Genomic DNA, 22,958 nt, shown 5'->3' with positions numbered 1-22,958 from the left:
GTGCATATGAAAAGACGCTATTTCGGCACGGATGGTATTCGCGGTCAATCCAACGTGTTCCCGATGACTCCGGATCTCGCAATGAGGGTCGGCATTGCAGTTGGAACAATCTTTCGTCGAGGTAACCATCGTCACCGTGTCGTCATAGGCAAGGACACACGTCTTTCGGGCTACATGTTGGAAAACGCGATGGTTGCGGGTTTCACTGCTGCAGGTGTCGATGCATTCGTCCTCGGACCTATCCCGACGCCCGCCGTGGCGATGCTGACACGTTCGTTGCGCGCCGACATCGGTGTCATGATCTCGGCCTCCCACAATCCCTACCAGGATAACGGCATCAAGCTTTTCGGACCGGATGGCTACAAACTGTCCGACGACCTGGAATCGCAGATCGAGGATCTGCTGGAAAAGGATCTCTCCACGCAGCTTGCCAAGGCAGATAATATCGGTCGTGCCAAGCGCGTGGATGGCGTTCACGACCGCTATATCGAACATGCGAAGCGCACGCTGCCGCGCGATGTGACATTGCAGGGTCTGAGGATCGCGATCGACTGCGCCAATGGTGCCGCCTACAAGGTGGCTCCTGCCGTGCTCTGGGAACTCGGCGCTGACGTCGTGACCATCGGCAACGAACCTAATGGCACGAACATCAACCTCAACTGCGGCTCCACCAGCCCGGTCGCATTGCAGAAGAAGGTCGATGAAGTGCGCGCCGATATTGGCATTGCGCTCGATGGTGACGCCGATCGTGTCATCATTGTCGATGAGAACGGTGCGGTTGTCGATGGCGACCAGCTGATGGCTGTCATTGCAGAAAGCTATGCGGAAAGCCAGCAGCTTCGCGGTGGCGGCATCGTGGCGACGGTGATGTCTAATCTCGGATTGGAGCGCTTCCTGGAAGATAAGGGCCTCGGTCTCGTGCGTACGATGGTCGGCGACCGCTATGTCGTCGAGCATATGCGCCAGAACAACTACAATGTCGGCGGCGAACAGTCCGGCCACATCGTGTTGTCTGACTACGGCACAACGGGCGACGGTCTGGTCGCTGCCCTGCAGATCCTTGCCGCGGTCAAGAGGACCGGCAAGACGGTGAGCGAAATTTGCCGTCGCTTTGAACCCGTGCCGCAGCTGCTGCGCAATGTCCGGATCTCCGGCGGCAAGCCGTTGGAAGATCTTCGCGTGCAGAAGGCGATCGCCGATGCGGAAGCCGAGCTTGCCAAGAGCGGCCGCCTGGTCATTCGTCCGTCCGGCACCGAGCCGCTGATCCGCGTCATGGCCGAGGGCGACGACCGGGCCCAGATCGAGCGCATTGTCAATGATCTGACTGGTGTGATAGGCAGAGTGCGTGACGCCGCGTGAAAGCGGCGGCCGTGAATGGCGGGTCGATGCCGATTCGACCCCGCCATGCGCTTTTGCGCAAGGTCATGATGAATATCCTGTAAATTTAATCGGACATTAACTCTGATTTGTAAGACTTCGGGACGAGTAAGAGCCGGATGCGGTCGACTGACATGCGGACTCTTTGTGTTTCTGGAGAATTAATATGAAGAGATTTTTGATTGCCGCTGCTGCGGTGCTGGCGGGAACTGCCCCCGTTCTCGCGGCCGATCTTTATGTCGACCCCGCGCCGGCGCCCGTGCCGGTCTTTGGCGGATGGTACTTGCGCGGCGAATTGGGCATGAGCAACCAGCGCCTTGGTGGGCTGCAGCAAGAGTTGTTTGACGACGTGGAGCTCCATCCATTTTTGGACGATGGCGGCTTCAACAGCGCCCCGATAGGTGGCCTGGGTGTAGGCTACCAATTCAACCAGTGGCTACGCGCCGATGCGATCGTCCAGTATCGCGGCAAGGCAGATTTCTCCGCGCTCGATCGTTATGGGCATATCGATGGATCCGGGACGACTGTTTGGGATGGCACGAATGATTACGACGGCGCCAAGTCCGAATGGTTGTTGATGGCCAACGCCTATGTCGATTTGGGCACCTGGTACGGCATCACGCCATACGTAGGAGCGGGTGTCGGTACCTCACGCAACACCATCTCCGGTTTCCGTGACATCAATGTTCCGACGCAGGGCGTCGCCTATGCCGACAGCGACTCCACATGGAACTTTGCCTGGGCGCTCCATGCGGGCCTCGGCTATCAAGTGACAGACCGTCTCACTGTCGACTTCGGCTATACCTACCTTGATCTAGGCGATGCCAAGACCGGCCGGATCCACTCCTATGACAACACGGTGGACACTGGGCCGATGCATTTCAACAACATCACATCGCACGACTTCAAACTCGCCTTGCGCTATTCACTGCAATAGCCACGGCGATCTTTCTTGCACAAGTTCTGACTTGAAAGGCTGCCTTCACGGCGGCCTTTTTGCATCCGCCCGGACACTTATCGTGGTTAATAACTATGGTTAACCACGCGTTAGCATCTCGCTGAAATAATGTCCGCGTAGTCAGTCATGCGGGCGTCGTCCTGCCCGCCGGGAATTTCCAATGAAATCGTCCAAAGCGATCCTCGCCACCGTAGCAAGCCTTGTGCTGCTCGGCAGTCCGGTGGCGGCGGAGGACCTCATCACCGACGTACCCGAGGTCAGCATTGCGGGCGACTCAACGACCTCCGGATGGTATCTCCGGGGAGATCTCGGCTATGCGCCGTGGACTGGCAACGAAGATCCGACATTTCGCGCCGGTGGCGCTGGTGCCGACGAGTTCGACCCGGCGCGCTTTTCTCATCCGTTTTCCGGTGGCGTCGGAATAGGCTATCAGTTCAGCGATATCTGGCGTGCCGACTTAACGACAGACTTCTTCAAGAGCGATTTCACCGGTACGGCGCGGCTCGATCTGCCTTGTGCGCCTTCCGCGCCCGTCGGAACCGGTTGCGCCTACGCCACGCGCGCCGATGTCCGAGCGTATGGGATCATGACGAACGGCTATGCTGACCTCGCAACCGTTGCCGGCTTCACCCCCTATGTCGGCGCCGGCGTGGGGATAACAAATGTCAGATGGGGGAGCGTGACATCCCAGCCGGAGTGCGTCGACGGCACTTCGACATGCGCTGGAGCCGCCTTCGCCCAGCAAGGTTTCAATGGAGAAAACAGCTGGCGCTTCACCTATGCCCTGATGGTTGGCGTCAGCTACGACGTCAGCGATAACGTCAAGGTCGATCTTGGCTATCGCTTTTCCGACATCGCCGGCGGCAGCATGTTTTCAGGTTCCTCCGAGGCAAGGGGGCGCGATCACGGGGTGACCCGGCACGAGTTCCGCATCGGCATGCGCATTGCTACCTGGTAGGTCGCTCGATCCGCGACGCAATGACGCGCGCACGCCAAAAATCTCTCTCATTGCGACGCCCACTGCTTGACTTCGAACCCATCGCCCTATAACCACGGCGGCGGGACACTCCTCCCCAACGAGGAGCTATCTATCTGGAAGGATAGCACATGGCGAAGACCGCAAAGCCGGACGTACGTCCGAACAACACCCATTTTTCTTCTGGCCCTTGCTCGAAGCGCCCCGGTTGGACGCTCGAAGCCCTTTCCGACGCGGCTCTTGGCCGTTCGCACCGCGCGAAGATCGGCAAGACGAAGCTGAAGCAGGCCATCGACCTTACTCGTGAAATTCTGGAAGTGCCGGCGGACTACCGCATCGGTATCGTTCCTGCCTCGGATACCGGCGCCGTCGAAATGGCGCTCTGGTCGCTGCTCGGCGAGCGCGGCGTCGACATGGTTGCTTGGGAGAGCTTCGGCGCCGGTTGGGTTACCGATGTCGTCAAGCAGCTCAAGCTCAAGGACGTGCGGAAGATCGAAGCTGGCTACGGCGAGCTGCCCGATCTCTCGACCATCGATTTCGACCGCGACGTCGTCTTTACCTGGAACGGCACGACCTCCGGCGTCCGCGTTCCGAACGCTGATTTTATTCCGGCCGATCGCAAGGGTCTGACGATCTGCGATGCGACGTCTGCGGCATTCGCGCAGAACCTCGACTTTGCCAAGCTCGATGTCGTCACCTTCTCCTGGCAGAAGGTTCTCGGCGGCGAGGGCGCTCATGGCGTCATCATCCTGTCGCCGCGCGCCGTCGAGCGTCTGCTCACTTACGCACCGGCATGGCCTTTGCCAAAGATCTTCCGCCTGACATCGGGCGGTAAGCTGATCGAAGGCATCTTCAGCGGCGAAACGATCAACACGCCCTCCATGCTCTGCGTCGAAGACTATATCGATGCGCTGCTTTGGTCGAAGGATGTCGGTGCACTGAAGGGCCTGATGGCGCGTGCCGATGCAAATGCCAAGGTCATCGCGGACTTCGTAGCCGCCAACGACTGGATCGCCAATCTGGCGCTAAAGCCGGAGACGGCATCCAATACGTCCGTCTGCCTGAAGATCGTCGACAAGGATGTTCTGGCGCTCGACGCCGACGGCCAGGCGAACTTCGCCAAGGGCATCGTAAGCCTGCTCGACAAGGAAGGTGTCGCCTACGACATCGGCCACTACCGCGACGCACCATCCGGTCTTCGCATCTGGGCGGGTGCCACCATCGAAACTGCCGACATGCAGAAGCTGATGCCGTGGCTATCCTGGGCTTTCGAGACCCAGAAGGCGACGCTTGCCCAGGCTGCCGCCTGAGCTGCCTGATCTGATTGCATCCGGCTCCGCCTGATGGGCGGAGCCTCGCATCCCTGATTTCATCCATTGCTGAACTTTTTGAAGGAAGCCCCCAATGGCACCTCGCGTTCTCGTATCCGACGAACTGTCGGAAACCGCCGTCCAGATTTTCCGTGATCGTGGCGTCGAAGTCGACTTTCAGCCGCAGCTCGGCAAGGACAAGGACAAGCTCGCCGAAATCATCGGCAACTATGACGGTCTCGCCATCCGTTCCGCCACAAAGGCTACGGAAAAGCTGATCGCGGCTGCGACCAACCTCAAGGTCATCGGCCGCGCTGGCATCGGCGTCGACAATGTCGATATCCCGGCTGCGTCGAAGCGCGGTATCATCGTGATGAACACGCCGTTCGGCAACTCGATCACGACGGCCGAGCACGCCATCGCGCTGATGTTTGCCGTTGCCCGCCAGCTGCCTGCCGCCGATTCGTCGACGCAGGCGGGCAAGTGGGAAAAGTCGAAGTTCATGGGCGTCGAAATCACCGGCAAGGTGCTCGGCGTGATCGGCGCCGGCAATATCGGCGGCATCGTCTGCAAGAAGGCGATCGGGCTCGGCATGCATGTTCTCGCCTACGACCCCTTCCTGTCGGCCGAACGCGCCCAGGAAATGGGCGTGACCAAGGTTGAGCTCGATGAGCTGCTCGCCAAGGCTGATTTCATCACCCTGCACGTTCCGATGACCGACAAGACCCGTGGCATCCTCGGCAAGGAAAACCTCGCCAAGACAAAGCCTGGTGTTCGTATCATCAACTGCGCCCGTGGTGGTCTGGTCGATGAGGCAGCGCTTGCCGAAGCCATCAAGTCCGGCCACGTCGCTGGCGCCGGCTTCGACGTCTTCGAAGTCGAGCCCGCAAAGGAAAGCCCGCTTTTCGGCCTACCGAACGTCGTCTGCACGCCGCATCTCGGCGCATCGACCACGGAAGCGCAGGAAAATGTCGCTCTGCAGGTTGCCGAGCAGATGTCGGACTACCTCGTCAAGGGTGCCGTCTCCAACGCCATCAACATGCCGTCGATCACTGCTGAGGAAGCACCGATCCTGAAGCCGTTCATCCGGCTTGCCGATGTTCTCGGCGCCTTCGTCGGCCAGGTCACGGAAGAGCCGATCAAGGAAATCGAAATCCTCTATGATGGCGCGACGGCCGCGATGAATACGCGCGCCTTGACGAGCGCGCTGCTTGCCGGTCTGATCCGAACTCAGGTTGCCGACGTCAACATGGTTTCGGCGCCCGTCATGATCAAGGAAAAGGGTATCGTCCTCTCCGAGGTCAAGCGGGACAAGACGGGTGTCTTCGACGGCTACATCAAGCTGACTGTCAAGACGGACTCGATGACACGCTCGATCGCCGGCACGGTGTTCTCGGACGGCAAGCCGCGCTTCATCCAGATCAAGGGTATCAACCTCGATGCCGACGTCGGTTCGCATATGGTCTACATCACCAATACCGACGTGCCCGGCATGATCGGTTTCATCGGTACCACGCTGGGCTCTGCCGGCGTCAACATCGCGAACTTCCAGCTTGGCCGTGACAAGCAGGGCGGAGACGCGATCGCGCTGCTCTATGTCGATGGTCCAATCGGTGACGACGTGCTTGCGAAGCTCACGGCGAACGCGGCGATCCGCCAGGCAAAGCACTTGGTTTTCGCAGTCGACTAATTGGATGCTGCTCCCAAGGCAATGAGAAAGCCCGGCGTGGGAACCTGTGCCGGGTTTTCTCGTTTTGTCTTTTATTCTACGCGGATGCCTCTAGGGGGACATTCCCTTCGAAGGCCACGTTCGGGACGAATTCGCGAGCTTGCATGACAAGAGTTACTGTCTCTTTCGCCATCGCACTCGCAACCATTGTCGGGCTCTCGTCCTGCGCCAACACTGCAAACGGCCTTGCCAAGGATGGCCGCGAAGCAAGCAATGCGCTCGATGCGAGTACGCATCGGATCCTCACGGCCGGCGCGAACTAAGTCGAACCGGCCGCCCCATGCTTCATGAGAAAGCCTGCGAGCAAGCAGGCTTTCAATTACTGCGGGTTCGCCGGCGCGGGAGCCGCAGGTGTGGCCGGTTCGGTCGTGGGCGGCGTGGCCGCTGGCGGTGTTGTCGCCGGTGCGGGGGCCGCAGGAGTGGCCGGTTCGGTCGCGGGTGGCGTGGCCGCTGCTGGCGGTGTTGTCGCCGGCGCGGTCGACGCAGGTGGCGGCGATGCAGGTTCGGAGGCGGTCGGAGCCGGCGCGCTCGGGGCGGTGGCCGTTGAATCGCTTCGCGATGTTGGCCAGTAGGTGGCTGCTAGAGCGACGATAACGACAATGACTGCCAAAACAATCCATAGCGTCTTGCTCTTCGACGCAGAGGGATTGACCGGGGGTGGTCTGTTGAAATCATTCGTCATGTTAGTCCTCCTCTCAACGTTAACTCTCAGGCGCGCAAAATGTTCCCATCGCGTGCAAATTTCCGCGAGTGAACCGGCAGGCGAAAATTTTGAGGCACGGGTGCAGCCACGAAGTCGATTGCGTGGTGCGGCTCCGGCGGCGGTTTTACCGTAACGTACTTCCAATTTACGCTCTTCCGTGGCTCGCTTCGCGCCATCTCCTCGTCCGTCCCCGGATATGAAAATCCTGATGACGGATCTGAAGCTGTGATTGAGTGGGCGCCCTCTGATGGTGCATACGGGCATGGTGGCAATCTGCCTCGCTCCAGTGTCTGCATTGCTGCACGGCGCGCTCCGCCGTGGCGGCCATTTCTGCGCGATTGTTGCGCTTGTCGCGGTCGTCGGCGGCGATGCCTTCGCGCAGATGGTGGAACAGGAGGGCAGGCCGAATTTTCCGCGGCGTGAACTCGTCATCGGAACCAAGGAAGCACCGCCGTTCGCGATGAAGGATGAACTGGGCCAGTGGAGCGGTATCTCCATCGAGCTTTGGCGGGAGGTGGCGCGGAAGCTAGGGCTTCAGTTTCGCCTTGCGGAAGCGCCCAACGTGCAGGAGCTGATCGATGCCACGGCTCGCGGGGACTACGATGTTTCCGTCGCCGCAATCACGATCACCGCGGAGCGCGAACGCAGCGTCGATTTCAGCCAGCCTTTCTACGATACCGGCTTGGGTATTGCAGTGTCGGCCAATAGCGTGTCGGTGTGGCGAGAGATTATCCGGACAATGGTTTCGGCAGGCTTCCTGCAGGCAGCGGGGGCGTTGATCGGCATCTCCCTGCTCGTCGGCGCATTGGTGTGGCTCTTCGAACGGCGCCACAACGACGATTTCGGCGGCACGGCTGCACGTGGATTGGGGGCGAGCATCTGGTGGTCGGCAGAGGCGATGACCCAAGCCAGCACCGGTCACCGCGGACCCATAACCATTGCGGGCAGGGCGCTTGCAATTATCTGGATGGTGGTATCGATCATCACCATCGCGGTTTTCACGGCAAGCGTTACGTCAGCCTTGACCACGAGGCAGATGCGCGGCCTGGTCAACGGTGTGGACGATTTGCAGAGCGTACGCGTCGGAACGCTCGCCAACTCGGCCACCGGCGGTTTCCTGGATGGCGAGCGCATCAAGCATCGCACGTTTGCTCAGGTCGTCGACGGATTGAAGGCACTCGAGGCGGGGTCGATCGATGCTTTCGTCTATGACAAACCGCTTCTCGCCTGGACGGTGGAGCAGCGGTTCTCCAGCACCATCCAAGTTCTCGACGTCGATTTCGAGCCACAGAGCTATGGGCTCGCCATGCCGCTCGGGAGACCGTACCGGAAGGCGATCGATGTGGCCCTCCTTGAGGCGGTTCACGATCAAAACTGGAAGCGAACACTGTTCCGGTATCTTGGGGAGAAGCAGTAGCGACACGAACAAAACTCCCGAGTGACCTTACGGTCGCGTGGGTGACGCGTTAATCTAGGTCGCCGGCTTGAGCAGCCTCAGCGCGTTGATGGTAACGAGCACCGTGGCGCCAGTATCGGCCAGGATTGCCGGCCAGAGACCGGTGATACCCACTATCGTCGTCACCAGGAAGACGGCCTTGAGCCCGAGCGCGATGGTGATGTTTTCGACAATGTTGCGCATGGTGCGCTTGGAAAGCGCGATCATCGCGGCCACGTCGCTGACGCGACCATGCAGGATCGCGGCATCGGCGGTTTCGAGTGCAACGTCAGTGCCTCCGCCCATGGCGATGCCCACATCGGCCGTTGCGAGGGCTGGAGCATCGTTGATCCCGTCTCCGACCTTGGCGACGATCAGGCCATCGCGCTTCAATTCACTGACGATGCGCTGCTTGTCCTCCGGCATCAGCTCGGCATGCACCTCAATGCCGAGCTGCCTGCCGATTGCCTCTGCGGTGCGACGATTGTCGCCGGTGAGCATGATGGTCTTGACGCCTGCCTCCGTGAGCTTTTCAAGGCCAGTCTTGGCGTCGTCGCGCGGTTCGTCGCGCATCGCGATAGCTCCCGCCAGCGTGTCGCCGACGACAAGCACGGATACGGTCTTTCCATCGTCGTTGAGCGCGGCGATGCGGTGTCTCTGTTCCGCCGAGAGAGGAATACGCTCATCGGCCGCCTTTGGAGATCCAAAGAAGATCGGTTGTCCTTCGACAGTCCCGATAATGCCCTTTCCGCCGATAGCCTTCGCATCGATCACGGTGGGGAGCGTGACGCCCGCAGCCGCTGCCCTTGCCAGAATCGCCAGTGCGAGCGGATGACTGGAGCCGGTTTCGAGGGCGGCCGCATACTGGAGAACTTCAGCCTCATCCTGCCCGAAAGCGATCACATCGGTTACCTGCGGTTTGCCCTCTGTCAGCGTTCCCGTCTTGTCGAAGGCTACGGCGGTGACCTTGCCAAGCGTTTCAAGAACCGCGCCACCCTTGAGAAGCAGGCCGCGGCGAGCGCCTGACGAGAGTGAAGCCGCGATTGCCGCCGGCGTCGAGATCACCAGTGCACAGGGGCAACCGATCAGCAAGATGGCGAGGCCCTTGTAGATCCATTCGTCCCAGGCACCACCTGCGAGGAGCGGCGGCAAGATCGCGACGAGAGCAGCGACCGCGACAACGCCGGGAGTGTAGTAGCGCGAGAAGCGATCGATGAAGCGCTCGGTCGGCGCTTTGGATTCCTGTGCCTCTTCCACCAATCGCACGACGCGGGCAATCGTATTGTCGGCGGCGGCAGCGGTGACTTTCACGCGAAGAGCGGCATCGCCGTTGACTGTGCCGGCAAAAACCGTCTCGCCTTCGCCCTTACGCACAGGCGTGCTCTCGCCGGTTACCGGGGCCTCGTCGATCGTGCTGTCGCCGGAAAGGATCGTGCCATCAGCGGCAATGCGGTCACCGGGGCGAACCAGAATGATCGAGCCGACGGCGAGGTCCTCGGCCGGCACTTCCCGGGTTTTGCCGTTTTCTTCGAGGAAGGCCCGTTTCGGAACCAGTGTTGTCAGCGATTGGATGCTCTCGCGCGCTTTGCCGGCGGCGACGCCTTCCAACAACTCGCCGACCAGGAACAGGAAGACCACTGTCGCTGCTTCTTCCCCGGCATTGATGATGACCGCGCCGACCGCCGCAATCGTCATCAGCATCTCGATCGAAAAAGGGGTGCCGGCGAAGGCTGCAACGACCGCGCGCCGTGCAATGGGGACAAGCCCGATCAGCATCGCGACGACAAACGCGTAGGGGGCAATGGAGGGTATGAGGTGGCCAACGGCATAGGCGACAACAAGTGCTGCCCCGGAAAGGATTGTCAGACGGCCCTTCTTGCTTTGCCACCAAGGCCCAGCCATCGGCGCATGATCATGCCCGTGGAGGCCCTCGAGCGCGTCCGTGGCCTGTTCTTGCCGAGCACGATCATGTCCTTCGTGATCATGCTTTGCATGGTCGTGGTCATGGTGTCCACAGCAAGCGGATGGTGCGTCCACCTGAGATCTTCCAGCCAGCTGCGCAACGGAATAACCAAGGCTTGTCACCCGTTTTTCAATGGCAACGAGGTCGCTGGTACCATCGTGGCGTACAGTCATGGTTCCAGCCGTCACGGATACCGCAACGTCCTCGACGCCGGGCATACGCCGCACGGCGGTATCGATCTTGGCTGCGCAGCCGGCGCAGTCCATGCCGCCAACCCTGTAACGCTTCTCGATCAATTCACCCATGTTCCGCTTCCTTGTCAGACAGAAGCATCTCTCCTACATCCTCTAGTGACTAGAGGTGCAAGAGGAAAAATAATGAAAAAGATCACGATCGGCGAGGCCTCCCGACAAAGCGGCGTGAAGGTGCCGACAATCCGGTACTATGAGAGCATCGGCCTCCTCCCGCAACTAAACCGTAGCGAAGGTAACCAGCGCTCTTACGAGGCGGCGGATCTGCGCAGGCTTGCGTTCATCCGCCATGCCCGCGAACTCGGGTTCGAAGTGGAAGCGATCCGCACGCTGCTCATTCTGCAGGACGACCCGCATCAGCCATGCGCTTCCGCGGATGCGATCGCCAAGGCCCGTCTTGTCGAAGTTGAGCAGAGAATTCGCAGCCTGACGGCGCTGAAGGCGGAGCTGGAGCTAATGGTGGAGGGCTGCGGTCACGGTCGCGTCGATCAGTGCCGCGTTATCGAGGTGCTTGCGGATCACGGCCAGTGCAGCCACGCTCAGCACTGAGGAGCGAAATAAAGCGGGGAAGTACACTCACATGCACAATCCGCAGGCGTTCCGCCTAAAGATTGTGCGAACTATGATTCTGATTTTATTTAGCTTTTTCGCCTACAACTTATCGATCCGCCGCCATTTACTTCATGTGATTTCATCATGACCGGTCTTCAGAAAGCATTTATTCCGATCGACGCACCGAACGATGATTTTCAGTCGTTGTTTGCGACCCACCCGTCACCGATGTGGGTTTACGATCCCGGCAGCCTTCGCTTTTTGATCGTCAACAATGCTGCTCTCGATCTGTATGGCTTTTCGCGTCAGGACTATGCGGGCATGACGGTCCTCGACATCAGGCCGGAACACGAGCGCAAGCGAATGCTCGATGCGGTGCAGGCGCGCACTGACATGGAACGTGCTGAGCGCTGGACACACTTGAAGGCGAACGGAGAAACCCTGGAAGTGCTCACCTATGGGCGAGCTGTCCGTTTCGACGGAAGGGATGCGATTCTCGCGATCGTTCAGGATCGAACCGAGGTAAACGCGGCGCAGAGACAGGTAACCGATACCCGCTCCATGCTCGACAGTATCGTCGACAATCTGCCTGTCGGCGTATTCGTGAAAGACATGGAAGAGGATGGGCGCTACATCCTCTTCAACGAGGCCTGCGGAACGATTGTCGGCTACGACCCCAACGAGATCATCGGCCAGAGTGATTTTGTCATTTTCAGCGACAAGCAAACGGCGATCTTTCGCGAGCAGGACGCCAGGGCTCTGGCGGCAGGCGCAACCATCAGCTTCGAAGAGACGATGCAGCGCACCGACGGCTCAGCGCGGATCCTGCGCACCCTCAAGCGTGCGTTGCCCGCAGCCGATGCGGGCACGCCGCGCTACGTGCTCGGCATCACCCAGGATGTCACGGAGGAGCGTTCGGTCGAGGCTCGGCTCGCTTACATGGCGATGCACGACGCGCTGACCGGTCTGCCGAACCGGGCATACTTTGCCGATCACATCCAGCAGGAGGCGCGGATCGCCACCGCGAGGAATCCGCTTGCGCTGCTCTATCTTGATGTCGACCATTTCAAGCACATCAATGACAGCAAGGGCCATGCAGCCGGCGATGCGCTGCTCTGCCAGGTCGCAGGGCGCCTCACGCAGTTGGTGGCGGAAGGCGATCTCGTTGCGCGCCTCGGCGGCGATGAATTCGCGCTTCTTCTTCGCGTCAATCAACATGAGAGCATCGAACGCTTTGCCGAACGGCTGCTGAGGGCGTTATCAGTTCCCTTCGAGCTTGAGGGTGTCCGCGAGCACGTTACCTGCAGCATCGGTATTGCGCTGGCGCCCGAGCATGCCGAGGATGACGACGTTCTGATGCGGAACGCAGACCTTGCGCTTTATGCTGCGAAGGAGAGCGGACGCTCGACCTACCGTTTCTATCTGCCGGAAATGCGGCTTGAAGCCGAGCGACGTTACATGCTGACGGCCGAGTTGCACGAGGCGCTGCAGAAGGGACAGTTCGAACTTCACTACCAGCCGATAGTGCAACTTGATGACGACGGTCTGGCGGGCTTCGAGGCGCTGATCCGATGGCGCCATCCCCAGCGGGGGCTGGTCCCGCCGATGGAATTCATACCGCTCGCCGAGGAAACCGGGCTCATTGTTCATATCGGTGAGTGGGTACTGTTCGAAGCCTGCCGCGCAGCGGCGGCTTGGCCCGATCATCTGAGGATTGCTGTCAATCTCTCGGTCTGTCAGTTCCGGCATAACAGCCTGCTCGCGACAGTCGTTGCAGCGCTCGATGAAACCGGCCTTCGCCCCGAGCGTCTGGAGATCGAGATCACCGAGTCTGTCTTCCTTGCCGACGTCGAACAAAGCCTGCCGCTGCTGCGGGCTCTGAAGGAACTCGGCATCCGCATCGCTATTGACGATTTCGGCACCGGTTATTCCTCCTTCAGCTATCTCCGCGCTTTTGCCTTCGACAAGATCAAGCTCGACCGCAGCTTCGTCGCCGGTATCGAAACGGATCCGGGTAACCTTGCTATCGTCAGGGCGGTGGTCGGGATCGGCTCCGGCTTCAATGCAACGACACTTGCGGAAGGCATCGAGACCGAAGAGCAATTGCAGAAGCTGCGTGCCGAGGGATTCAGGGAAGTTCAAGGTTTTCTGCTTGGCAAGCCGATGATGCTGGCCGACGCGGAGGCACTAATCGAAGGCGGCGGTTCCCGACTGGTCGCCGGAGCCGGTCGCTAACCATCGCGTCGGCCGCATGGTCGCCCCAAGCTCGGCTTCACGCATTGAAACGGCTGACTTCGATGCCGCTGCCCACGGGCAGCAGAACGCTGGTAATTCCAGGTTTGGCGCGGATTGCCGTGCCGTACTGCTTTACGTTCTCATCACCGGGCCGCAGCATGTTGTCGGCGACGACGATCGCGCCATCATTGAGCCTGGGATAAAAGGCCTCCAGGCAGGGCAGGTACAAGTCCTTCCAGAGGTCCACCAGCACGAAGTCGACGGTCTCTGTCAGCTGGCCGATCATCTGAACCGCGTCGCCGATCCGGAAATCGATCCAATCGGCGAGGCCCGCTTTGGCCGCCATCTCCTTTGCATATGCCGCCTTGTATTCGTGCAGTTCCATGGTGATCAGTTTCCCGCCCGTGGCGCGGGCGGCTTCCGCCAGCCAGATGCCGGAATAGCCGAAGGATGTGCCGAGCTCGAGAATGACGGGCTTCTTGAGGCTTCTGGCAAGAATGTTGATGAACTGCCCGGTTTCCTTGCCTACGGCCCGCAAACGCCGGTCCTGTCCACCGTCGCGGCCCCCAGGAGAGAGCTCTCGCGGTCTTTTTTGTTCCTCGTGGATCATGACGTGGTAGGTTTCAAGTACGTCCCGGATCCTGCTGTCCATTGTCACTACCTCCACGACCGCGTTGTTTTCCGCGCAGCTTTGCCCGGCGGGCGGCGCCCAGAAAAGTTAAACTTTGGCAACAATCGGTATTTGCAGCCGGCCTGCCGTTGCACTCCCTGGGGATGTCGGCTAGAGCAGCTTCGTCAATGGTCGGGAGTGCCCCGGCCACGTAAGCGTTAACGTCACTCAACGCGTATGATCGAACGGCTCTGCGGCTTCGATCTGCGCGACTGTGTCCTGCGGATCGAGCTTAAAAGCGAGCCCATGAAGGATACAATGGACAACACTCAACACCCCGCTCACAACCTCCCAGCCCCTCAGATCGAGCGGGTTCGCCACGAATTGCGTCGCCGATCCCTGACGGTTGCCGATGTTACGGATATTACTCCGGGCATGCGCCGTGTCGTGCTGACAGGTGACGATCTTGCCGATTTCGTCAGTCTGGCGCCCGACGATCATGTGAAGATTTTCGTCTCCATACCTGAAGGCGAGGAGCGTCGCGATTATACGCCGCGGCGTTATGACAACGATGCCCGAACATTGACGATCGACTTTGCCTTGCATGAGGCCGGTCCGGTGACACAATGGGCCCTCGATGCAACTCCGGGCGCTACGCTCGCTATCGGCGGACCGCGAGGTTCGGCCGTGGTCTCCACGAGCGTGAAGCGGTGGCTGCTGATCGGTGATGAGACCGCTCTGCCGGCTATGGGGCGTAGGATCGAAGAAAGCGATGCAGCCACGGTGATTACCGCGATTGCGGCAGTCGCTGATCCGTCGGAGAGGCAGACCTTCGATACCAAGGCGGAGCTGAATCTGCATTGGGCCGAGCGGCCACTTGCGGACGCGACGGATGCCACATCGCTGCTCGAGGTTTTGCGCGACGTCCAAATCCAGCCTGGAACCTTCGTGTGGGTTGCTGCGGAAGCTTCGGTTGCGCGTGCCGTGCGAGAGTATCTGGTGACCGAACGAGGCTATCCGCTACCCTGGATCAAAGCCTCCGGCTACTGGGTGAAGGGTAAGGCCGACACTACGGAGAAGTTCGAGTAGGACTCGTTGTGGAACCAGTCGAGCCTGTTGCCCGAACGCCTCGCTGGTTCCTCCCTCCGCAACGCCGGTAACGATGGCGGGAATCTATTGACATCCCATACCCGGCGTGGATCATACACCCATGGGGTCGCGATCACCCCACGAGGCGTCAGCCAAAGAGTCGCGTCCAACAAACCCGATAGAACGGAGGGACGCGCGATGCCGTCATTTACCGAAATCTCGACCGATAAACTGAGTCGCCTCATCGGCACGCCGGGTGCGCCGGCCTTGATCGATGTGCGCAATGAAGAGGATTTTTCCGAGGATCCTCGCCTCATTCCCGGGTCGGTTCGCAAACCGTTCAAGGATGTGGACCGATGGGGCGCCGAGGTTCACGGCCCGGCTGTGATCATCTGCCACCACGGCGCGAAGCTTAGCCACGGCGTCGCGGCGCATCTTCGTTTCATGGGCGTGCAGGCCGAAACGCTCGAGGGCGGTTTTGTGGCATGGACCAAGGCAGGCGGGATAGCCGTACCGGAGGACAAGCTGCCGCCTCGCGATGTAAAAGGCCGAACGGTGTGGGTGACCCGTGCTCGCCCCAAGATCGACCGCATCGCCTGTCCCTGGTTGATCCGCCGTTTCGTGGATCCGTCCGCGGTCTTTCTGTTCGTTCCGGCGTCGGAAGTCTTGATGGTGGGAGACCGTTTCGGGGCAGTGCCCTTCGACATCGAGGATGTCTTCTGGAGCCACCGCGGCGAGCGCTGTTCCTTCGATATCATGGTAGAGGAGTTTGGCCTTCAGTCCCCGCCGCTCCTCCGGCTCGCAACAATCGTCCGGGCGGCGGACACCGCCAGACTGGACCTCGTTCCCGAGGCGGCCGGACTGCTGGCAGCGTCGCTCGGGCTTTCGCGTATGTTCGCCGATGACCTCGAACAGCTGGAGGCCGGTATGACGCTCTACGATGCCTTCTATCGCTGGTGCCGGGATGCAACCGAGGAAACTCACAATTGGCCTTCCGTGAAGAAGGGAGGCTGAGATGACCAACGTCGTTGCTGATGCGCCCAGTAAGGACACGGTGGGTGCAGCGAGCCACAGTGTTCCCTTCAGCGAAGCCCTGCGCGTCTGGGTACGCGTGGCCGCACTGAGCTTCGGGGGGCCGGCCGGGCAGATTGCCGTCATGCACAGGATCGTCGTCGACGAGAAGAAGTGGATCGGGGAGCACCGCTTTCTGCACGCTCTCAATTACTGCATGCTGTTGCCGGGTCCCGAGGCGCAGCAGCTCGCCATCTACATCGGCTGGTTGATGCACAGGACCGTTGGCGGGCTCGTCGCCGGCCTCTTGTTCGTGTTGCCCGGGTTTCTCTCCATACTTGCCCTTAGTTATGTCTATGTGGCGTTTGGAAACGTGGATGCCATCGAGGGCATGTTCTTCGGCCTGAAGGCCGCTGTCCTCGCTGTCGTTGTCCAGGCGGTCATCAGGATCGGGGGAAGGGCACTCCGCAACCCGGCCATGGTCGCCATCGCCGTTGCTGCGTTCGTCGGGATCTTTGTTCTCCACGTCCCGTTCCCGCTCATCATTCTGGCAGCGGCGATCATCGGTTTTGTGGGTTCGAAATCCGGGTCGAAGCTTTTCGAAGGAGGCACCGGCCACAAAGCCGCCGCTGGTCGCGTCCTTGCCGACGCCGACTCCGCGCTCGGCGAGGAAACGCCCGCGCATGCCCGGCCAAACCTAATGTGGTCGCTGAAGATGTCGGCCTGCTTGCTGGCGCTCTGGCTCGGGCCGCTTCTGCTGCTCTATGCTTTCCGTGGCGCAGATGATGTCTTCACGCAGATCGGGGTCTTTTTCAGCAAGATGGCCGTCGTCACCTTCGGCGGGGCCTATGCAGTCCTCGCCTATGTCGCGCAGGAAGCCGTCCAACATTACGGCTGGCTGCGGCCGACGGAGATGCTGGACGGGCTCGGCATGGCGGAGACGACACCGGGGCCGCTGATCATGGTCCTCCAGTTTGTCGGTTTCATGGGAGCCTATCGCGATCCGGGCACCCTCGATCCGATGGTGGCGGCCACGTTGGCGGCGATCCTGACGACCTGGGTGACGTTCGTACCGTGCTTTCTCTGGATTTTCCTCGGCGCGCCGTTCATCGAAAAGCTCAGGGGAAACGTGGCACTCGCGAGCGCGATGTCGGCCATCACAGCGGCCGTGGTCGGTGTCATACTAAACCTCGCCATCTGGTTCGGCTTGCACTTCCTGTTCACCGAAGCGCGGGTTCATCGGCTCGGCCCGTTGTGGATCGAACTGCCGGTCTGGTCGTCGTTGGCGCTGCCGTCGCTCATTCTCAGCGTCGCTGCCGCGGTTGCGATCTTCCGATTGAGGCTGTCGGTCATCCCCACATTGCTCGGGTGTGCGGCGGCGGGCATGGCTTGGAAGCTGTTGACCGCGGCGATCTAGGTGTGGGCCCCCAGGAGCCGGACACCGCCGAATGAAGCGAAATGGCTCTCAGGCAGCGGCGGATTCTCCACCTCTTGCGCCCGCAGCCAATCCTTTCTATATCCTCGCCAACGAAAGTCTGGCGGCCGATCCCGCGCGGACCACATGAAATCCGCCGGATATGATGGGCGGATGATGACAAGCTTAAGAATTGGCAGCCACCCGTGAACACACTGGATTTTGACAAGAAGCCGGAAGATACCCGCGTTGTCGTCGCCATGTCCGGCGGCGTCGATAGCTCCGTGGTGGCAGGTATTCTAAAGCGCCAGGGCTACGACGTGCTCGGCATCACGCTGCAGCTCTACGATCATGGCGCGGCCGTGCATCGTGCCGGCTCCTGCTGTGCCGGACAGGATATCGACGATGCCCGTCGTGTCTGCGAGACGCTCGGCATTCCGCACTACGTTCTCGATTACGAGAAGCGGTTCCGTGACACGGTGATCAACCCGTTCATGGAAAGCTATGTGGCCGGCGAAACACCGATCCCCTGCGTCTCGTGCAACCAGACGGTCAAGTTCGCGGATCTCCTGGCGACCGCCAAGGAGCTCGGTGCCGACGCGCTGGCAACCGGCCACTACATCCGCTCGCGGCCCAATCCGGCGCCCGGCGATGCCGGTCGCCGCGCCCTTTATCGTCCTGCTGATGCCGATCGTGACCAGAGCTACTTCCTGTTTGCGACGACGCAGGAGCAGATCGATTATCTGCGTTTCCCGCTCGGCGGCCTGCCGAAGGCCGAGACCCGCAAGCTTGCCGAAGAGATGGGCCTTGTCGTCGCCAAGAAGGCGGACAGCCAGGACATCTGTTTCGTGCCGCAGGGCAAATACTCCGACATTATCAACAAGCTGAAGCCGAACGCGGCGCTCGCGGGCGAGATCGTCCACCTTGATGGTCGTGTGCTTGGCCAGCACGAGGGAATCCTGCACTACACTATCGGACAGCGTCGCGGCATTGGCATCGCCACCGGCGAGCCACTCTATGTCGTCTACCTCGATGCCCGATCCCGGCGGGTGATCGTCGGGCCCAAGGAGGCACTCGAAACGCATCGCGTTTACCTGCGCGATGTCAACTGGCTCGGGGACGAGCCTCTTGTTGATGCGGCCTCCGGCGAGGGCTTTGCGTGTTTTGCCAAGGTTCGCTCGACGCGCGCGCCGACGCCTGCTGTCCTGCATGCCGACGCAACAGGCATCTATGTCGATCTCGCAATCGGCGAAGCGGGCGTGGCACCCGGCCAGGCCTGTGCACTCTATTCGGCACCTGGCGACGATGCCCGCGTCTACGGCGGCGGTTTCATCGAACGGTCCGAGCGGGAACCCGCCGCGGAGGCCTCGTTGAAGGCGCTGCTTGCGAGCCCGGTGGCTGCCTGAAAAAGCCTGTGGTATTTTCTCGATCATGCGCTTGACACAAAGCCGAAGCGCACCTTATAAGCCGCTCATCCCACGGGCCGCCGCATCGCGAATGGCACCGTTGACCAGTGGCGGAGTAGCTCAGTAGGTCAGAGCAGAGGAATCATAATCCTTGTGTCGGGGGTTCAAATCCCTCCTCCGCTACCAGTCAAATGACGCATTTTTCTTTCTGGAACTTCGAGCTTTCTCCCGCGGGTGACGCAGGTTTGCAGGAGCATTCGCCGAGCCTGTGACTTGGCTCTCCTCCATTGAACTTCCCGCAGCGCACTCTCAGCAGGTCACCTCAGGAGGCGGACGGGGCTAGACGTCGGCATGTTGACGACGTCGTGGCGCGGCTACGACGAATGGCGCTGATGGCTATCAGCGCGATCAGGCCGAGCAGCGGCAGGATCCTATGGTGATAACGGTCCGGCGGTCCCGAGATGATCGCAAACAAGAGATCGTTTCCGAGGCTAAGCATAAGCAGCAGAATGATCCAGATCCGCTCATCGCGTGTCAGCCACTGCCAACCTCGTAGAGTAGCGATGGCGGTCAAGAGATACAGCGCGTAGCGCAGAACCGTGCAGAGACCGCGAACCGCCTCGTTCTGCCAAAGGCCCTGCGGCTGTGCGGACTGGTAGAAGCCGTCGGGCATGGGTTCGGTCAGAACCGGAATGAAATCAAGTGTCGTATCGGGCACATAGAGGCTCAGAAAGTCGCCGGCCACAACGCTCGCGGTCTCCATCGGCTTGTAGGTCAGACCGTCCATGATGATCGGGCGGGCATGCTGCTGTTCGAAGTGGCTCAGCTGGAAACCCTGCGGAAATTGACGGGCAATATCCCAGAAGAAATCGCGGCGACCGGCATTGGCAGGATCCGTCTGCAGCCGGACGACATAATCGGCCGCCGCGCACAGCGTGGTGTCTCCCGACCGCTCACACTGGCGGGTCAGAAGCTCAGGGTGAATCGAGAAGAGTCGGGAGGCGAGGAACGTCTGCCCAAGCCGTGGGACGTCCGGGAAATACTTGTGTTCCAGGGCAGTGTTGACAACCAGCAGCGTTGCGATGGCCAGTGCCGGCATGGCGAGCACCCGCAGATTGCGAAATGCTACGGCGGCGAGCAACGAGAATGGCAGGATGAGCAGCAATCCGCTGGCATGGCCAGACAGAAGGATACCCGACACCATGGCCAGGAACGGGCTCCTCCAGCGGACAGCGACGATCAGCAGGGCGATGGCCGAGAAGAACCAGACATCCACGAGGACGGCGCTGGCATAGAGCGGCTGCAGACTCAAAAGCGCCACAGGTAGTGCAAGCACGAATGGGGCCGACGGTGAGAAACCACGGCATAAAAGCAGCCAAGCGGTTGCTGTCAGCGTCGCGTTGAAAAGTGGAAGCGCCCAGTAGCCGAACAGCCGGTAGGGCCATGCGATCAGAACGGCGGCGGTGTTCGATCGGATCCAGCCAACGCCTTCGCCGGAGTAGGCGATTGAATCGTCCATCACCAACGGAAAGCCGTTGATCAGTGCTGGCGTCAGCAACAACAGCAACAGCAACAGCCACACGCAGGCCTGTCGCCACAAAGTGGTTGAGCGGGCTGTTTGCTGCAAATCCATGCGTTCCAGGTTGGTTTCGTGCACTCGCCGGCGCAGTACCCCGAATCGGAGACTTGCCGCGAGTGATATTGAAGACCGCAAAATCGGTGTTGAAAAGAGCCGGGCTACCAGATCTAAGCAAAACGTGCAGGATCGGCTTCAGGTCGGTGTTTGGAAATAATTTCCACATATTGCAGGCAGCGGTGACCTCGGCTTCGGGCCTTTGTCCGTCGTTGCTGGCTATGCATGATGGCAGGTGTCCCATCACCAGCTTAAGATTGCTCGACAGAATCACGGATCGGATTTGAGAATGGCAAAGAAACCCAAACTGGAACATTCCGAGCTCGCAGGCGAGTTTACAGATGATGGCGTGACGGTACTCGTCGACATCTTCCGACCGGCCGGCACGAACGGTGACTGGAAGATGGAGGTCGTGACCCAGCACGAGGACCTGATCGAATGGGAGCAGCCTTTTGCGACCGATCGCGAGGCGTTTGATGAATTTCTGGCGACTGTGGCGCGCGAAGGGATCAGGACGTTCTTGGAAGAGGAGGACCCTTCCGTCCACTAGGCACTCGGTGAAGGGTTCAAGTCTCTCCCGCTCTGGGCGATACTGCTTGGCTTACTATGTTCCAGAAAATTGGCCTGCCCTCGGGCCGGCCAGGGTTACTCGCCACGCGCTCCTGTTATTGAAATTTTGACTTGCCAGGAAAGTATATCCTGTGCTCCCCCATGGTTTTACTTTGGTTGCCAGATTGTCGAGCACGTAGTCGCCCGACTTCAGTCGTACCAGCAGGACGACATGGTTGTTGCCTCTGTGGTCAATGGCCACCGAAAGTGCCAGCTTGTTGGATGCAAGGCCGGCGCCGAGCAGCGTTTTCAGCTTCAGCAAGGCATAGTCTTCACAGTCGCCCTTGTTGTTAATGGGGAGCGACCAGTAGTCGGATTTTCCCGAGGTTTGTACGTCCGTCGCTGGCGTGACGCCAGCGTTGACCTGCCTGTTCACCTTTTGAAGCAAAGACATAGCCTCCTCGTCGCTCATCTCGCGACCGCTGCTGTTATCGCACAGCCATGAAAAGCGCGCACATGCCGACGGAAAGCCGATCGGCGCTCCGATCGAGCGTGACGCGCGAAGAGGGGAACCTGCATAGCTCTCACCCAAAGACAGTGTGAAAACAAGTGTGAACGCTGCGAAAGCTGCAAAGGCTCGCATCGATAGCATCCCTTCGGCTGAGTGCTGGACGGTCAATTATACACTTTATGTTGATTTATTTAATTAGAATTTTATATTTTAAAGATTAACTACATACTAACGGCCTAGGGCTGACTTACGAGTAGTATTCTTTTTTTTACTTTATTAGCAATGTATAAATCTCATCGTTAACGATCTGTTAACTGTGGGAGTGAGTAACTATGCGTAAAGACTTGCTGACGATTTCTGCCGGCTTCGCTTTTCTTCTTGCCGGAACCAGCCTTGCAACTGCACAGAGCCAGAGGCTCAATTGTCAGGTGGTGCGGCCAGGTACGATCGAGGAGCGATTGTGCGGGCCGGTAGCATCCATCAATCTCAATCCTTTTGCCGACCCCGATCACCATCGCGACCGAGTGTCGGGAGGCAGGCGGACCGCAACGAACTCCTCCGAGAGCCGAAATGGTGGTGGTTCTGGCGCAGTCAACAGCGGTGTCGGCAGTGGCGGCAGCAATGGAAGCGGCGGTCGTAGCGGAAGCGCCGGCACGGGCGAGGGCTCTGGTGGCTCCGGGGGCAGCGAAGGCGGCAGTGGAAATGGCGGCGTCGGGGAAGGCAGTGGCGGAAATGGTGGCGGTGGCCATCAAGGAGGGGGACGCCATCATCATGGTTCCAAGGACCACGGGTCGCGCGGAAATCACCATGGCTCGAAGGGAGATGGTCCGCGTGGTGACGGTCCAAGGGATCACCACGGCTCGAAGGGCGATGGCCCGCGTGGTGACGGCCCAAGGGATCACCATGGCTCGAAGGGCGATGGCCCGCGTGGTGACGGTCCAAGGGATCACCACGGCTCGAAGGGCGATGGCCCGCGTGGTGACGGTCCAAGGGATCACCACGGCTCGAAGGGCGATGGCCCGCGTGGTGACAGTCCAAGGGATCACCATGGCTCGAAGGGCGATGGTCCGCGCGGCGACGGTCCAAGAAGCCAGCACGCCTCGAACGGTGACGGTCCGCGCGGTGGTGGCGGCCAGGGTGGTGGCGGCCAAGGCGGCGGTGGCCAGGGCGGCGGCGGCCAAGACGGCGGCGGCCAGGGCGGCGGCGGCCAAGGTGGTGGCGGCCAGGGCCGCGGTGCCGAAGCCTG

Annotated in this window: 20 protein-coding genes and 1 tRNA gene; 17 read left to right on the top strand and 4 right to left on the bottom strand. The window is 60.4% G+C overall.

Annotated features, from left to right (window positions below; translation table 11 throughout):
* Positions 1–6 precede the first annotated feature (6 nt).
* The 8 genes from glmM to JNB88_RS29935 all read left to right on the top strand — a co-directional run bounded on the left by glmM (position 7) and on the right by JNB88_RS29935 (position 8,470).
* Positions 7–1,359: a phosphoglucosamine mutase gene (gene glmM, locus JNB88_RS29970; protein WP_220358633.1), complete on the top strand. Its 1,353-nt coding sequence runs from the start codon at positions 7–9 to the stop codon at positions 1,357–1,359.
* 184 nt (positions 1,360–1,543) lie between these two features.
* Positions 1,544–2,314 (top strand): outer membrane protein, encoded by a 771-nt coding sequence (locus tag JNB88_RS29965; protein ID WP_220358632.1) that lies wholly within the window; start codon positions 1,544–1,546, stop codon positions 2,312–2,314.
* A 181-nt stretch (positions 2,315–2,495) separates the two neighbouring features.
* Positions 2,496–3,293, top strand: coding sequence for an outer membrane protein (locus JNB88_RS29960; protein WP_220358631.1), 798 nt, complete (start codon positions 2,496–2,498; stop codon positions 3,291–3,293).
* A gap of 149 nt (positions 3,294–3,442) precedes the next feature.
* Positions 3,443–4,621, top strand: coding sequence for a phosphoserine transaminase (locus JNB88_RS29955; protein WP_220358630.1), 1,179 nt, complete (start codon positions 3,443–3,445; stop codon positions 4,619–4,621).
* Positions 4,622–4,715: 94 nt separating this feature from the next.
* Positions 4,716–6,311 carry a phosphoglycerate dehydrogenase gene (gene serA / locus JNB88_RS29950; protein WP_220358629.1) on the top strand — a complete coding sequence of 532 codons (1,596 nt, stop codon included), beginning with the start codon at positions 4,716–4,718 and terminating at the stop codon, positions 6,309–6,311.
* A 143-nt stretch (positions 6,312–6,454) separates the two neighbouring features.
* Positions 6,455–6,613, top strand: coding sequence for an entericidin (locus JNB88_RS29945; protein ID WP_220358628.1), 159 nt, complete (start codon positions 6,455–6,457; stop codon positions 6,611–6,613).
* A gap of 24 nt (positions 6,614–6,637) precedes the next feature.
* Positions 6,638–6,922, top strand: a complete 285-nt coding sequence (locus JNB88_RS29940) for a hypothetical protein (protein WP_220358627.1) — start codon at positions 6,638–6,640, stop codon at positions 6,920–6,922.
* Positions 6,923–7,435: 513 nt separating this feature from the next.
* Positions 7,436–8,470: a transporter substrate-binding domain-containing protein gene (locus JNB88_RS29935; RefSeq protein ID WP_420832232.1), complete on the top strand. Its 1,035-nt coding sequence runs from the start codon at positions 7,436–7,438 to the stop codon at positions 8,468–8,470.
* A gap of 54 nt (positions 8,471–8,524) precedes the next feature.
* Here JNB88_RS29935 and JNB88_RS29930 read toward each other — a convergent pair whose 3' ends face one another.
* Entirely contained in the window at positions 8,525–10,756 is a 2,232-nt protein-coding gene (locus tag JNB88_RS29930; protein WP_220358626.1) for a heavy metal translocating P-type ATPase, read from the bottom strand.
* Positions 10,757–10,828: 72 nt separating this feature from the next.
* Here JNB88_RS29930 and JNB88_RS29925 point away from each other — a divergent pair, with 72 nt between their 5' ends.
* Both JNB88_RS29925 and JNB88_RS29915 read left to right on the top strand, forming a co-directional pair.
* Entirely contained in the window at positions 10,829–11,251 is a 423-nt protein-coding gene (locus JNB88_RS29925; protein ID WP_220358625.1) for a MerR family transcriptional regulator, read from the top strand.
* A gap of 147 nt (positions 11,252–11,398) precedes the next feature.
* Positions 11,399–13,489, top strand: coding sequence for a putative bifunctional diguanylate cyclase/phosphodiesterase (locus tag JNB88_RS29915; RefSeq protein ID WP_220358624.1), 2,091 nt, complete (start codon positions 11,399–11,401; stop codon positions 13,487–13,489).
* A gap of 37 nt (positions 13,490–13,526) precedes the next feature.
* Here JNB88_RS29915 and JNB88_RS29910 read toward each other — a convergent pair whose 3' ends face one another.
* Positions 13,527–14,141 carry an O-methyltransferase gene (locus JNB88_RS29910; RefSeq protein WP_220358623.1) on the bottom strand — a complete coding sequence of 205 codons (615 nt, stop codon included), beginning with the start codon at positions 14,139–14,141 and terminating at the stop codon, positions 13,527–13,529.
* Between the two features lie 276 nt (positions 14,142–14,417).
* Here JNB88_RS29910 and JNB88_RS29905 point away from each other — a divergent pair, with 276 nt between their 5' ends.
* From JNB88_RS29905 to JNB88_RS29885, 5 genes are all read left to right on the top strand, one after another.
* The gene (locus JNB88_RS29905; RefSeq protein ID WP_220358622.1) at positions 14,418–15,188 is read left to right on the top strand and encodes a siderophore-interacting protein; all 771 of its coding nucleotides are present in this window, start codon (positions 14,418–14,420) and stop codon (positions 15,186–15,188) included.
* Between the two features lie 198 nt (positions 15,189–15,386).
* Complete coding sequence (locus JNB88_RS29900) at positions 15,387–16,202, top strand: chromate resistance protein ChrB domain-containing protein (RefSeq protein ID WP_220358621.1); 816 nt, start codon at positions 15,387–15,389, stop codon at positions 16,200–16,202.
* A 1-nt stretch (position 16,203) separates the two neighbouring features.
* Entirely contained in the window at positions 16,204–17,616 is a 1,413-nt protein-coding gene (chrA, locus tag JNB88_RS29895; RefSeq protein ID WP_220358620.1) for a chromate efflux transporter, read from the top strand.
* Between the two features lie 203 nt (positions 17,617–17,819).
* The gene (gene mnmA / locus JNB88_RS29890; protein WP_220358619.1) at positions 17,820–19,019 is read left to right on the top strand and encodes a tRNA 2-thiouridine(34) synthase MnmA; all 1,200 of its coding nucleotides are present in this window, start codon (positions 17,820–17,822) and stop codon (positions 19,017–19,019) included.
* Positions 19,020–19,128: 109 nt separating this feature from the next.
* Positions 19,129–19,205: transfer RNA gene (locus JNB88_RS29885), tRNA-Met, on the top strand.
* A gap of 136 nt (positions 19,206–19,341) precedes the next feature.
* On the opposite strand, the gene JNB88_RS29880 is transcribed toward JNB88_RS29885, so the two are convergent.
* Positions 19,342–20,652 carry a hypothetical protein gene (locus tag JNB88_RS29880; RefSeq protein ID WP_220358618.1) on the bottom strand — a complete coding sequence of 437 codons (1,311 nt, stop codon included), beginning with the start codon at positions 20,650–20,652 and terminating at the stop codon, positions 19,342–19,344.
* A gap of 289 nt (positions 20,653–20,941) precedes the next feature.
* Here JNB88_RS29880 and JNB88_RS29875 point away from each other — a divergent pair, with 289 nt between their 5' ends.
* Positions 20,942–21,202 carry a hypothetical protein gene (locus JNB88_RS29875; RefSeq protein ID WP_220358617.1) on the top strand — a complete coding sequence of 87 codons (261 nt, stop codon included), beginning with the start codon at positions 20,942–20,944 and terminating at the stop codon, positions 21,200–21,202.
* Between the two features lie 54 nt (positions 21,203–21,256).
* On the opposite strand, the gene JNB88_RS29870 is transcribed toward JNB88_RS29875, so the two are convergent.
* Positions 21,257–21,844, bottom strand: coding sequence for a transglutaminase-like cysteine peptidase (locus JNB88_RS29870; protein WP_220358616.1), 588 nt, complete (start codon positions 21,842–21,844; stop codon positions 21,257–21,259).
* A gap of 200 nt (positions 21,845–22,044) precedes the next feature.
* Here JNB88_RS29870 and JNB88_RS29865 point away from each other — a divergent pair.
* Positions 22,045–22,958: hypothetical protein (locus tag JNB88_RS29865; protein WP_220358615.1), on the top strand; the 914-nt coding region annotated here is incomplete at its 3' end.

The organism is Rhizobium cauense, assembly GCF_019511525.1.
Lineage (GTDB): Bacteria > Pseudomonadota > Alphaproteobacteria > Rhizobiales > Rhizobiaceae > Rhizobium > Rhizobium cauense.
This window is presented reverse-complemented; position numbering and strand designations above follow the sequence as displayed.